The organism is Micromonospora yangpuensis (assembly GCF_900091615.1).
GTDB classification, from domain to species: domain Bacteria; phylum Actinomycetota; class Actinomycetes; order Mycobacteriales; family Micromonosporaceae; genus Micromonospora; species Micromonospora yangpuensis.
Genome location: NZ_FMIA01000002.1, coordinates 4,596,036 through 4,608,416, shown reverse-complemented (window position 1 = coordinate 4,608,416; position 12,381 = coordinate 4,596,036). Strand labels below are relative to the sequence as shown.

Here is a 12,381-nt window from a genome sequence, read left to right as displayed (position 1 = left end):
GGGCGGGTGCTGGGCTCCGGTGGGCATTCCCCCGATGCGTCCGCCGTCCCCGCCCGCCCCGGTGCCGTTCCATCACTCGATTTCGACGGAAGGGCTTGTCATGGACGACTTCACCTGGCGGTGGGCGTGAGCGGGTTCGGGCCGTACCCGGTGGAAGTTCTCGGGTCGGCGGGGGTGCGGAACGCGGTGGCGCGGTGGTTGGGGCTGGTGGCGGCGGACGCCGAGCTGGCACCGTACCTGGTCGGGGTCGATCGGGCCCGGCTCGGTGGGCACCTGGCGCTGATCCTCACGGTGGCGCTCGGTGGGCCGGCGGGCGACATCGCCCGGCCGGCGGTCGGGGCGTGGCGGGGTCTGGGTCTGACCGAGGAGCAGCATCGCCGCGTGGTCGACTACCTGACCGGGGTGCTCTGGGCGCTCGACGTGCCGGCCGGTGCGATCGACGCGGCCCGGCGGGCCTTCGCGGACGAGGCCGGCGCATGACCGACGGCCTGGCCGCGTCGTGGTCGGCCACCCTGCGCCACGCCCACCTGGCCGCCGAACACTTCTGGGGTGCGGTCGAGCAGCGCTGCCCGGGGCGGCTGCCGCAGCAGGAGGCGGCCGTGTTCCTCGCCGCGCTGGGACGGCTGGCCAGCGGCGGCGACGACCCGGCTGGGCGGGCGGCGCTGCTGGCCGTGCTCGGCTCCGCCTACCGCCGTTACCGCCTGCTGCCGCACCAGGATGCCGTCGAGGCCGCGCTCGTCGCCACCGTCGCCCGGTACGCGCCCGGGACGCCGGAGTCGGCGGCTGCGTGGGCACAGGCCGCGCGGTCGGCGTCGGTGGCGGTGACCCACGCCGCCGAGCGGGCCGGCGACGGCCCGGCCTGGTGGCCGGCCCGGGTCGTCGACCACGACCGGGCCGCCGAGGGCGTCGCCATCCTGACCGTACGCCCCTGGCGAAGCCTTCCGTTGCGGCCCGGTCAGGCGGTGCCGGTCTGCACCGAGCGCTGGCCCGGCCGGTGGCGTTGGTACTCGCCGGCCAACGCTCCGCGCCCGGACGGCAGCGTGGAACTGCACGTCCGGGCGGTCGCGGCAGTCTCCCGCGCCCTGGTCCACGCGGTACGCCCCGGCGACCGGCTCTGGCTCGGCCCACCGAACGAGGTCGGGCTGAGCCTCGACCCGGCGTCCCGGTCGGACCTGCTGCTGGTGGCCGGGGGCACCGGCCTCGCGCCGTTGCGTGCCCTGGCCGAGCAGGTCGCTGAGGCTCCGGCCGGACGGCGGGTGACCCTGGTCGTCGGCGCTCGTACCTTCGCCGATCTCTACGACGCGATCAGCCTCGACAAGCTCCAGTGTGCCCACGACTGGCTGACCCTGGTGCCGGCGTTCTCGCATGATCCCGGGGCCGAGCCGGGGGAGTGGGGCGACGCGTTGACCGTGGCGCTTGAGCACTACCGGCCCGGCCAGGAGGTCTACCTGTGTGGGCCGCCGCTGATGGTGGCCGGGTCGCGGCTGCGGCTGCTCGCCGCCGGTGTCCCGGCCGGGCGCATCCACCTGCCGACAGAGCCTGCTGGCTGACGGGTCTCTCACAACCGAAGAAATTCGTTACAGGTCACCGGGAGGTGTGTAGGATTTCTTTGGTGATGCGAGGGGGAGAGGCCAAGGCGGCGTCGGTGCGGTTGTTGCCGGCAACCTTCAGCTACTCGCAGGCGCTGGCCGCCGGCCTGACGCAGTGGCGGCTCTACCGGTTGCGGGATCAGGGGCTGATCGAGCCCCTGGGCGGAGGGCTCTACCGGCGTCACGACGCCGAGGCCGCAGACATCGACCTCATCGAGCTCGCCCGCCGAGCCCCGCCTGCCACTCTCTGCCTGACCAGCGCGCTGGCTCGGCACGGCCTCACTGACGAGATTCCCTCCCGCATCGACGTCGCGCTGCCTCGTGGCCGGCATCGGCCTGCGACGGCCGCCCCGGTCGCCTGGCACACCTTCGATCCGGGCACCTTCGAGGTCGGCCGCACCAAGTTGTCACTCGATCCGGATACCTCGATCGGAATCTATGGTCCGGAGCGCAGCATCATCGATGCCGTTCGCCTCCGGCACCGCGAGGGCCCAGAGTTGGCGTACACGGCTTTGCGTCGGTGGCTGAGACGGGACGGCGCGGCACCGGCGAAGTTGCTGGCGATGGCTCGATACTTTCCGCAGGCCGAACGACCCCTCCGAGAGGCTCTGGAGATATTGCTGTGACCGTGCGCCCGACCCGAGCCACCGTGGCCGGCCGTGCCTACCTCGACCTTCAGAATCTCGCGCGCCGCACCGGCCGCCCGACCGACGAGCTACATCAGATCTATGCCCTGGAGGGCTTCCTCGCCCGCTTGGCCCAATCCCAGTACGCGGACAAGCTCGTCCTCAAGGGTGGCGTGCTGCTGGCCGCCTACGCCGCCCGCCGGCCGACCCGCGATGTGGATCTCCAGGGGCGATGGATCTCGAACGACGCCGAGCAGGTGCTCGGTATCGTCCGTCGCATCGCCGCGATGGATCTGGACGACGGCTTGACGCTCGACGCGGCTAGCGCAACTGCGGAAAGCATCCGGGACGACGACATCTACACCGGTGTTCGGGTCAGCCTCAGCGGCCATCTCGCCGCTGCCCGTCTGGCCTTCCATGTCGACGTCAACGTCGGCGACCCGATCTGGCCAGAGCCGCAGTCGATCAAGCTGCCGCGCCTGCTCGACGGTGAGATCGCGGTGACGGGCTATCCGCTCTCCATGGTGTACGCCGAAAAGCTGGTGACGGCATTGCAGCGCGGTGTGGCAAACACCCGATGGCGCGACTTCGCCGACGTCTACCTACTGTCAGGCCGGCACGACGTCGATGGCGACGAGCTTGCCGCAGCCGTACGAAGGGTGGCCGAGTACCGCGAGGTGACGCTCGTGCCGTTGAGTCAGGCTCTCGACGGCTATGCGACGCTCGCTCAGCGGCGCTGGGCCGTTTGGCGGCGCAGGCATCGCCTCGACGATCGACTGCCGCAGAGCTTCGAGGAGGTGTTGCGGCGGGTCTTCGTGCTTGCCGATCCCGCGATGACCGGGCTTTTCGATGGCCGGGAGCACCGGCCGAGAACACGCCGGGAGGCGCTGGACGAGTTGACTGCGGACGCGGTCGACATGGGTCTCTACGACGAGGCGATCCGGCGAGGTCGCCAGCTGCCGGACGATCAGTCGGACGAGTAACCGTCCACTGGCGATCGCGGGCGGGTCGGTGCGGTCGAGGGTGGGAACGGGTCGGCGGGGTCGTCGGTGACCGCGAAGACCACCACGTTGTCCCGGTAGTGGCCGGTGGTCTGGTCGAAGTCGCCGCCGCAGGTGACCAGGCGCAGCTCCGGCACGGGGGTCGGGCCGTACACGGCGGTGGTGGGGAACTCGCCCTTGGCCACCCGTACCGTGCGGGTCACCCGGAACGACACCGGTGTGCCGCCGCGCCACACCTGGACCCGGTCACCGGGGCGTAGTTCGCCGAGGCGGGCGAAGACGGCCGGGCCGTGCCGGGAGTCCAGGTGGCCGGCGAGTACCGCCGGGCCGGGGTCGCCGGGGGCGGGACCACCGCCGTACCAGCCGGCCCGGTCGAAGTCGGCCGGCGGGGTCAGCGCGCCGGTGCGGTCCAGCCCGAGCACGGTCAGTGGGGAGTCGACGTCGATGCGCGGTACGCGTACCCGGGTGGGTGGACCGGTCGGCGCGGTGCCGGCGGTGGCCGGCGGACAGTGCTCGGCGCAGCCCGGTTGCCAGCCGGCCGCCGACCCGCCGGGGTCGGTGGTGGCCACGCCGACGCCGGTGCCGACCGCCACCCCGAGCGCCGCACCGGCCGCGACCAGTCCGAGCAGCGGCGACCGGCGACGGTGCCGCCGGATCGCCGAGCCGCCGGGCCGGGAAGTCACGGGACCGGCCGCCACCTGCGCCGCAGCAGCACCAGCCCACCCGCCACGGCCGCCGCCAGCCCGGCACCCACGATCATCGGGTACGTCCGGCCGGCGGCACCCCCGGCGTCGCCAGCCTCGGTACCGGCCGATCCGGCCGCCTCGGCGCTGGTCGGCTGGGCGTCGTCGTCGCCGCCGGGCAGGGCCACCCCGCCGCGCAGCGCCAGGCCGCCGGCGCCGGTGTCCACGCCGCCGGTCGGGGTGACCGTGCTACCTCGGGCGTCCTCGCGCAGCTCGGCGGTGAGCCCACCGCGCTCGTCGTCGAGCACCAGCAGTGAGTAGACCGCGCCACCGGTCAGGGTGACCCGGGCGTCGGTACGGGGACCGTTGGTGCCGCCGAGCCGTAGCCGCCACGGGCCGGGCTCGACCGGGCGGTACCCGGTGGTGGTGGCGAACTGCACCTGCTCGGCGATGGGCGGGCCGTCGACGGCGGTCACGTCCAGCACCGGCGCGCGGACCGAGGCCTGGACCACCCGTACCTTGGCCTGCCCCCGGGGTGGGGCGGTGAGGTCGTCGGTGAGCACCCGCAGCCCCAGGTCGGCGTAGCGGCCCACCCCGGCGACCGTGTACGCCTCGCCGGCGGTCACCGCCACCTCGGTGGTCAGCACCGGCTGCTCGTCGGCGGGTGCGCCCGCCGTGCGCATGGCCACCGCGTACCGGCCGGCCGGCACCGGCAGGTACGTCGACACCGCCCCGTACCCGACGGCGGGGAAGACCCGGGGTTCGGCGGCGTCCGGCGCGCTCAGGTACACGTCGACGGCCGGGGTGTCGGGGGAGAGATGGGCCAGCCGGACGTACCCGACGGGGTCCTGGCCGGCCGCGCGGGCCAGCGCGGCCGCCTCGGTCGCGGCCCGGCCCCCGGTGGTCGGGCCGGCCGTGGCGGGTGGGGCGGCGGCCAGGGTCAGACCGGCGGTGACGGCGAGCGCGGCCACCGCGGTCGACCGGCGACGACCGGGGGTACGGGGAATGCGCATCACGCCTCCGCAGGAGTCGGTCAGGGGGAACACAGCGGGTAACAGGGTCCCGTGAACGGGACTGGCGCGCAAGTCACCCGTTCGGTTCTGCGCCGCTGGTCGGCGCGGTTTCGGTGCCCTCGGCGGACGGCTGCTCCAGGGCGAGCTGGGCGAGCCGGTGGGTCGTGGCGGTGACGCCCGCCGGGTGCCCGGCCTCGTGGTACAGGCGCAGGGCGGTGCGGTAGCACTCCTCGGCTCCGGGGCGGCCCCGTTGCTGGGCCAGGGTACCGAGCCGGTAGTGCGTGTCGGCGAGGCTGATCCGGTCGTGGATCTCCTGGTAGCCGGTGAGCGCCTGCTCGTAGTGGCTCTCCGCCTGGTCGTACCGCTGCTGGCGCTGCGCGACCGTGCCGAGCTGGTAGTACGTGTCAGCGATGCCCTTGTGGTCGGCGACGGCGCGGAAGGCGACCAGGGCCTCCCGGTAGTGCCCGACGGACTCGTCGAGGCGGTCCCGGGTCTGGGCCAGGGTGCCGAGCTGGTACCGGGTGTTCGCGGCGCCGTGGCTGTCCTGGTACGCCTGCAGGATCTCCAGCGCCTGCCGGTAGTGGTCGGCCGCTTCGGTGTGGCGGCCCTGCTCCTGCGCGACGATCCCCAGCCCGTGGTGCGCGTACCCCGCCTTGTGCCGGTTGTGGCCGGCCAGGAAGCTGCCCAGCGCGGCCTGGAGGTGCTCGTTGGCCTGGTCGAGGTGGCCCCGTTCGTGCGCGAGCATGCCGAGGTGGTGGTAGCTGAAGCCGGCCGAGGCCGGATCGAACCGCAGGAAACCGGCCAGCGCGGCGCGGAAGTGCCGCTCGGCCTGGTCGAAGCGGCGTTCGGACTGGGCGACCATGCCGAGGTGGTGGACGATCCGGGCGCTCTCCTTCTCGTCGTCGAACTCGCCCAGGATCGCCAGTGCCTGCCGGTAGTGCTCCCGGGCGTCGGCGTAACGCCGCTGCCCGTGGGCGAGACCCCCGATCAGGTAGTGGACGGTGGACAGGTCCCGGCGCAGCTCTCCGACGGCGTCCCGGCGGGCGGCGAGGACCAGGTCCAGCAGGTGCCGTCGGGACTCCTGTTGCTTGTTCTGGTCGAGGTACTCCTCCATGGCCCAGACGATCTGTTGGACGGGCTGCCCGGTGGCCAACCCGTGGCTCAGGGCCCCGCGCAGGTTGGCGTAGTCGATCTCGGCCCGTAGCTCGCCGCTGCGCCGCAGGCTGGGTCTGGTGGCGACGAGCATCCCGTGGATCTTCCCGGCCAGCACCGTGTAGAGCCGGTAGTGCGCCTGCCGGGTGGCGGCCTCGACGCCGGGGTGCTCCCGCAACCGGGTCCGGAGGAAGTACGGCAGCACCGGCAGGATCTGCACCCAACGCGGATGCCGGGGGTGTGGGGTGGCCAGGCCGACCCGGACCGCCTCGGCGACGGCGGCGTCGAGGTCGACCGGTCCGAGGGCCCGGACCGCCTCGTCGGTGTCCAGCCGCCCGCGGTACGCCCCGAGCATCGTGACCGGGATGCTGCCGGTGAACGGGGCCAGCAGCAGCAGCGCGTGCTGGGTGGCCGGGTCGAGCTTGCCGTGGCTGTACGCGATCGCCGTGCTGATCAGGCCGTACGGGTCCGCGTCCGGGATGCCCTGCCGCAGGTCGGCGAGGACCTGGGTCGGGGAATGGGTGGCCATCGTCGGCAGCACCACGGTCAGCGGCAGCGGGTACCCGCCGAGCAGGCCGCGCAGCTCCTCCAGCGCCTGCCGTTGGGTCTGGTCGCGCAGGTGGTGGGCGCCGCCGTGCCGGTTGAGGACGGCCTCGACGAGCACCGACGCGGCCTGCTCGTCCAGACCGGGCAGCAGGTACGTGTTGTCGCCGAAGGTCCGCGCCGCGAGCCACCGTTCGTCCTCGCGGGAACCGACCAGCACCAGGGTCCGGCCGCCGGGCAGCGCGCCAAGGAAGTCGGCGAGCCGGTGCCGGTCGGCCTCGGCCAGCGCGTGGGGGATGGCGGCCGGCGTGGCGGTGACGGACTCGACGTTGTCCAGCACGAGCAGGTACCGGCGGGCCCGCAGCAGCCGGACGATCCGTTCCGTGCGGGCCGTGGTGGTCAACTCCTCCCACCGGTACCGCTCGGCCCGGCCGAGCAGGTCGGCGGCGATCGACTCGACGATCTCGTCGACGGTCCAGGCCCGGCTCTCGTAGCTGAACCAGAAGACCATCTCCACCAGCCCGGTGCGCTGCCACCACCAACCCAGGTGGCGCAGCAGGGTGGTCTTGCCGGCCCCGACCATGCCCCGCACCAGCAACACGTTGCGGTCGTCGTGGATCAGCAGCCGCCGTTCGATGGCCAGCACGTCCAGGTCGCGGCCGATGAACCCGTACTCCGGTCGCGGCTCGTCGCGGACCCGGGCCTCGTACTCCAGGAAGCGGTTCTCCTGCTCGACCGACATCTCGGCCAGCGCGAGCCGGACGTCGCGCTGGTGGAAGAAGACCGGCAGCACCCAGTCCTCCAGGTCGAGCTGCTGGTCGAAGTACGCCTGCCGGCCCTTGGCGTCGAAGAGCGACCGGCGGGCGGCCTGGACCGCGTCGACCAGGTCGTCGCCCTGGGTCAGGGCGGCGTAGAGCAGCGGCATCGCCAGTTGGGCGGCGGACACCGTCACCGAGTACGCCATCCCGATCGCCACCGGGACGCCGGCGGCGACCAGGCGCTGGGCCAGGCTGGCCTCGCTGACCGGCTCCTTGGCCGACTGGCAGGCGTTGAGCACCGCCACCGGCACCCGGTGCTCGGCCAGCAGGTCGGCCACGTCCTGGGCGGGGACCGCCTCGGCCCGCCCGTCCTGCGCGGTCTCGAAGAACAGGAAGGCCCGCTGGCCGGCGAAGGCGGTGGGCGCGCTGGCGAAGGTGTAGCCGGAGAAGGTGTACCGGTCGGCGGTGCGGCTGCGGGTCAGCTCGGCGAAGTCGGTGACCGCGCCGTGCACGTCGAAGTGGATCACCTGGTAGTGGCCGGAGCCGTGCAGTTTCGTCTTCCAGCGCAGGTGCCGCTGCAGCGCCGGCCAGGTGCCGGGGCGGACCAGGTCGACCACGACCGGCCGCTCCGCCCGGCGCAGCCCGTCCATCAGCGGCCGGGAGATGGTCCGGTAACCCACGTCGGCCGGCCCGTTCGGACGGGCGGTGACCACCAGGATGTTCAGCGTCGACGGTGGTGGGGGCAGCTCGAAGCCGACCGAGGGCAGGTCCACCCGCCGGGTCACCGGCAGCCGGAGCACCGACGGCACCCGCAGCGCGGGATCGCAGAGCGCCTCCCAGTGCAGCCGGTGGAAGGCGGCCGAGCCCTGCACCTGCAACCGGCACCCGTCGAAGCCCCGCCGGGCCAGGGCGCGGTAGTGCGTCATCGCCTCCCCGGTGAAGACCTGTCCGAACAACCGCTCGCCGTAGGCCCGTAGCCGCTGCTCGGCGTCCTCGGCCAGGTCGCGGTCGAGGAAGGGGAAGCGCAGGTGCTCCTCGAAGTACCAGGCGAAGCGCTCCTCGTCGCCGGGCTCGGCGGGATCGGTGAGCACCACCTCGAACTCGGTGGCGTCGCCGAAGGACACCCGGGTGACGAACGCGCCGTCGGACCGCTGTGAGCGCTCGGCGACGTGGATGACCGTCTCCGGCCCGCCGGTGGTCGGCGGGCTCACCGACGGCTCCGGCGCAGGCGTATCACCACCACCCGGTCGTCGCCGGAGACCGTCTCGACCAGCTCCAACTCCGTGACGTCCACCGGCGGGCGTTGCTTAGTCACCAGGCGGCGGATCAGGTCGTACAGCAGGGTGCTGGCCAGGTTGACCGCCAACGGCACCCAGACCAGCTCGGCCGGTCCCGGCCAGAAGGTGCCGGGGCCGGGTCGGTGCAGCGACGCCGTGCCCAGCGCGGCTGCCTCGTCGTCGTCCTCCCAGGTCCGCGCCAGCGTGGTGGGCGAAATGCCCGTGGCCGGATCCACCGCGATCACCAGTCGAGCCATCAGTCGCCCTCCAGCGCCCTCCAGCTGAAACACGTTTCGTGTCGACCACGGTGGCACAGCGTGGCAAGAGGACAGTGGATCCCGGGTTCGGCAGGGATCGAAGCGCGTGCATCTTGACGAATTGATGAACCCGTGAGTAGCGTCTCAGCATCGTTATTGGAAACTTTCCTAACTGTTTGAGGAGACGCGCATGAAGAGATCGCTCCGCCGCGCCCTCTGGGTCGGCGCCGTGGTCGCGGTGACCGTGGCGACGGTCCCGGTGGCCGCCGCCTCCGGCGCCGGCAGTGTCACCGCGACCTTCACCAGGGCGCAGGACTGGGGGACCGGCCACGAGACCAAGGTGACCGTCACCAACGGCTCGACCGCCTCGGTCGCCACCTGGCGCATCGAGTTCGAGCTGCCCGCCGGCACCACCATCAGCAGCTCCTGGGACGCCGACGTCACCGCCAGCGGCAGCCGCTACGTGGCGGTGAAGAAGAGCTGGGCCGGCGCGCTCGCCCCCGGCGCGTCGTTCAGCTGGGGATACAACGGCACCGGGGCGTACCGTGCACCCGTGAGCTGCACCGTCAACGGCGTCTCCTGCGGCGGCGGGACCACCCCGACCACCCCGCCGACGACGACGCCACCCACCACCGCGCCGCCGACCACGCCACCCACCACGCCGCCACCGACCACCCCACCGGACCCCGGCGGCAAGAAGGTCGTCGGCTACTTCGCCCAGTGGGGTGTCTACGGCCGCAACTACCACGTGAAGAACATCCACACCAGCGGCTCGGCCGCCAAGCTCACCCACATCCTGTACGCCTTCGGCAACACCACCGGCGGCCGGTGCACCATCGGCGACAGCTACGCCGACTACGAGAAGGCCTACACCGCGGCCGACAGTGTCGACGGGGTCGCCGACACCTGGGACCAGCCGCTGCGCGGCAGCTTCAACCAGCTGCGCAAGCTCAAGAAGATGTACCCGCACCTGAAGGTGATCTGGTCCTTCGGCGGCTGGACCTGGTCCGGCGGCTTCACCCAGGCCGCGCAGAACCCGACCGCCTTCGCCAACAGCTGCTACAGCCTGGTCGAGGACCCGCGCTGGGCCGACGTCTTCGACGGCATCGACATCGACTGGGAGTACCCGAACGCCTGCGGCCTGACCTGTGACGCCAGCGGCCCGAACGCCTTCAAGAACGTGGCCTCCGCGCTGCGGACCCGGTTCGGCTCCTCGGCGCTGGTCACCGCCGCCATCACCGCGGACGGCAGCAACGGCGGCAAGATCGACGCCACCGACTACGCCGGCGCGGCCAGCCACCTCAACTGGATCATGCCGATGACCTACGACTACTTCGGCGCGTTCGCCCCGCAGGGCCCCACCGCCCCGCACTCGCCGCTGACCTCGTACACCGGCATCCCGCAGCAGGGCTTCTGGTCCGACGCGGCGATCCAGAAGCTCAAGAGCAAGGGCATCCCGGCCAACAAGCTGCTGCTCGGCATCGGCTTCTACGGCCGGGGCTGGACCGGGGTCACCCAGAGCACCCCGGGCGGCACCGCCACCGGGCCCGCCCCCGGCACCTACGAGCAGGGCATCGAGGACTACAAGGTGCTCAAGAACACCTGCCCGGCCACCGGCACCGTCGGCGGCACCGCGTACGCCAAGTGCGGCAGCAACTGGTGGAGCTACGACACCCCGTCGACCATCGGCGGCAAGATGACGTACGCCAAGAACCAGAGCCTCGGCGGCGCGTTCTTCTGGGAGCTCTCCGGCGACACCAGCAACGGCGAGCTGATCACCGCCATCCGCTCCGGCCTCACCTGAGGTGTAAGGAAGGGCCCCCTGTTAACGCTTTCGGTAGAGAAGGGCACCCTTCTCACCAGCGGGCTGGCAGGGGGCCCTTCTCGCGGCCACGCGGACCGGCTCCGCCTCGCCCCAGGGCTCCGGCGACGTCAGCCCGAGGCTCGGCGTATGCCCCAGACGCCGGCCGATCCCGGCCAGTTGCTGCCCACGGGTGCACCACCCCATCCCCCATCCGCCCCTAGCGACCTCGGCGGTCAGGCGACAGTTTCCCTGTTGTGGTGGTCTCGGGCGGGCAGGTGGGGACATCATCCTGGAAGTTGCGCAACATCTATGACGGCGTCTCCCCGTGGCGCTATCGGGTCGTCACAGTCGACGACCCTGCCGGGGCTCCGCCGCCTCCACACCGACACCCTTTATCCCGGTCGCTCGTGGGGGCGATTCATGATCGGCACTCGTTCCGGGATATCGGGGGCGTCAGGTGCCCGGGAGGGCCCTTTGTCCCTGAACGAGTGTCGATCAACGCCGGACCCGACGCGTGGGTGGCGGTGATCGGCCCGGCGCGTCCAGCGTGCCGGGCCGATCAGTCCGATCAGGTCAGGTGTTCGGGGCGTACCTGCAAGGGGGTGCCTGCGGGTGTGGGCGTGCGTCAGGTGGATACCGGTAGCCAGAGCGCCGGCACGTTTGGTGGTTCCCAGCCGGTGAGCGAGGTGTGTGCCTGCCGGCAGCGGTACGTCCGGCCGGCGTAGCTGACCAGGGCGTCGACCGCGTACGCCACGTTCGCCCGCCAGGTCGACGGACCCGGCGGCGGCGCGGTGGTCGGCGACGGGGGAAACGTAGGCGGCGCGGTGCTGGTCGGCGGCGGCGCGGTGGTCGGCGACGGAGGAAACGTGGGCGGCGCGGTGGTCGGTGGGGCGGTGGTGGGCGGCGGGGGAAACGTCGGTGGGGCGGTGGTCGGCGGCGGGGGAAACGTCGGTGGGGCGGTGGTCGGCGGCGGGGGAAACGTCGGGGGTGTGGTGGTGGGCGGCGGGGGAGTGGGCGGGGGTGTGCCGCCGAAGGTGACGTCGGAGCAGGTGTAGAAGGCCTCCGGGCTGTCCGAGCGTTGCCAGATGGAGTAGACCAGGTGTCGCCCGGCACGCTGGGGCAGTCGGGCGGTCATCCGGTACGCCCCGTCACTGAGCGTCGGATCGGTGGCGGTGTGGAACAGTTCCAGGTCGGCCCAGCGCAACGGCCGGGTCGGGTCGTACCCGGTGCGGGTGAGGTACAGCTGGAAGGTGCCCCGGTGCGCGGCGGTGGCCCGGTAGGCGAAGCTCCAGGTGCCGCCGGAGGGCAGTGCGGTGGCCGGCCAGTCGGCGCGGGTCAGGTCGAAGCCGCGGTACTTGTCCCGGTTGGCGCTGCACAGCCGGCCGTCCGGGATGAGCTGCCGGTGGTTGCCGGCGGCGTTGGCGATGTTGACCTCGTGCCAGTCGTACACCGCCTGGGTGCCGCCGGTGGCGATCGCCGCGCGGCAGGCGGCGGAGTCCGGGCTCTCCGCCCCCTCCAGGAAACAGGTGTACGTCCGGCTGGCCGGGGACTGCATGCTGCCGTGCGCCCCGGCCTGGCCGGTCAGGGTGAGCGTGAGCAGGACGGGGAGGCCACCGAGCCCGGTGGCGATCAGTGCGGTACGGCGTCGATTCATCTGACACCTCCTACTGTTAGAAAA

The 12,381-nt window shown here is 72.5% G+C and carries 10 protein-coding genes; 5 read left to right on the top strand and 5 right to left on the bottom strand.

Translation table 11 applies throughout. The features are described from left to right. Positions 1-186: 186 nt before the first annotated feature. The 4 genes from GA0070617_RS20730 to GA0070617_RS20715 all read left to right on the top strand — a co-directional run bounded on the left by GA0070617_RS20730 (position 187) and on the right by GA0070617_RS20715 (position 3,198). Positions 187-480, top strand: a complete 294-nt coding sequence (locus GA0070617_RS20730; RefSeq protein ID WP_229688212.1) for a globin family protein — start codon at positions 187-189, stop codon at positions 478-480. Beyond that, positions 477-1,550, top strand: a complete 1,074-nt coding sequence (locus GA0070617_RS20725; RefSeq protein WP_091441228.1) for an FAD-binding oxidoreductase — start codon at positions 477-479, stop codon at positions 1,548-1,550. Before GA0070617_RS20730 ends, GA0070617_RS20725 begins: the two co-directional genes overlap by 4 nt. A 95-nt stretch (positions 1,551-1,645) precedes the next feature. After that, positions 1,646-2,215: a type IV toxin-antitoxin system AbiEi family antitoxin domain-containing protein gene (locus tag GA0070617_RS20720; RefSeq protein WP_229688211.1), complete on the top strand. Its 570-nt coding sequence runs from the start codon at positions 1,646-1,648 to the stop codon at positions 2,213-2,215. Next, positions 2,212-3,198: a nucleotidyl transferase AbiEii/AbiGii toxin family protein gene (locus GA0070617_RS20715; RefSeq protein ID WP_091441225.1), complete on the top strand. Its 987-nt coding sequence runs from the start codon at positions 2,212-2,214 to the stop codon at positions 3,196-3,198. The genes GA0070617_RS20720 and GA0070617_RS20715 overlap by 4 nt, the downstream gene beginning before the upstream one ends. Here GA0070617_RS20715 and GA0070617_RS20710 read toward each other — a convergent pair. The 4 genes from GA0070617_RS20710 to GA0070617_RS20695 all read right to left on the bottom strand — a co-directional run bounded on the left by GA0070617_RS20710 (position 3,183) and on the right by GA0070617_RS20695 (position 8,899). After that, a complete protein-coding gene (locus GA0070617_RS20710; protein WP_229688210.1) occupies positions 3,183-3,899 on the bottom strand; it encodes a class F sortase in 717 nt (238 codons plus the stop codon). The genes GA0070617_RS20715 and GA0070617_RS20710 overlap by 16 nt on opposite strands. Then, a complete protein-coding gene (locus GA0070617_RS20705) occupies positions 3,896-4,912 on the bottom strand; it encodes a DUF4397 domain-containing protein (RefSeq protein WP_139135725.1) in 1,017 nt (338 codons plus the stop codon). The genes GA0070617_RS20710 and GA0070617_RS20705 overlap by 4 nt, the downstream gene beginning before the upstream one ends. Before the next feature lie 73 nt (positions 4,913-4,985). After that, positions 4,986-8,576 (bottom strand): tetratricopeptide repeat protein, encoded by a 3,591-nt coding sequence (locus GA0070617_RS20700; RefSeq protein WP_091441221.1) that lies wholly within the window; start codon positions 8,574-8,576, stop codon positions 4,986-4,988. After that, positions 8,573-8,899 carry a hypothetical protein gene (locus GA0070617_RS20695; RefSeq protein ID WP_139135724.1) on the bottom strand — a complete coding sequence of 109 codons (327 nt, stop codon included), beginning with the start codon at positions 8,897-8,899 and terminating at the stop codon, positions 8,573-8,575. The genes GA0070617_RS20700 and GA0070617_RS20695 overlap by 4 nt, the downstream gene beginning before the upstream one ends. 190 nt (positions 8,900-9,089) lie before the next feature. Here GA0070617_RS20695 and GA0070617_RS20690 point away from each other — a divergent pair, with 190 nt between their 5' ends. Next, positions 9,090-10,703, top strand: a complete 1,614-nt coding sequence (locus GA0070617_RS20690) for a glycosyl hydrolase family 18 protein (RefSeq protein ID WP_091441215.1) — start codon at positions 9,090-9,092, stop codon at positions 10,701-10,703. A 625-nt stretch (positions 10,704-11,328) separates the two neighbouring features. Here GA0070617_RS20690 and GA0070617_RS32075 read toward each other — a convergent pair. Beyond that, positions 11,329-12,357 carry a lytic polysaccharide monooxygenase gene (locus GA0070617_RS32075; protein ID WP_091441211.1) on the bottom strand — a complete coding sequence of 343 codons (1,029 nt, stop codon included), beginning with the start codon at positions 12,355-12,357 and terminating at the stop codon, positions 11,329-11,331. Positions 12,358-12,381: the final 24 nt, after the last annotated feature.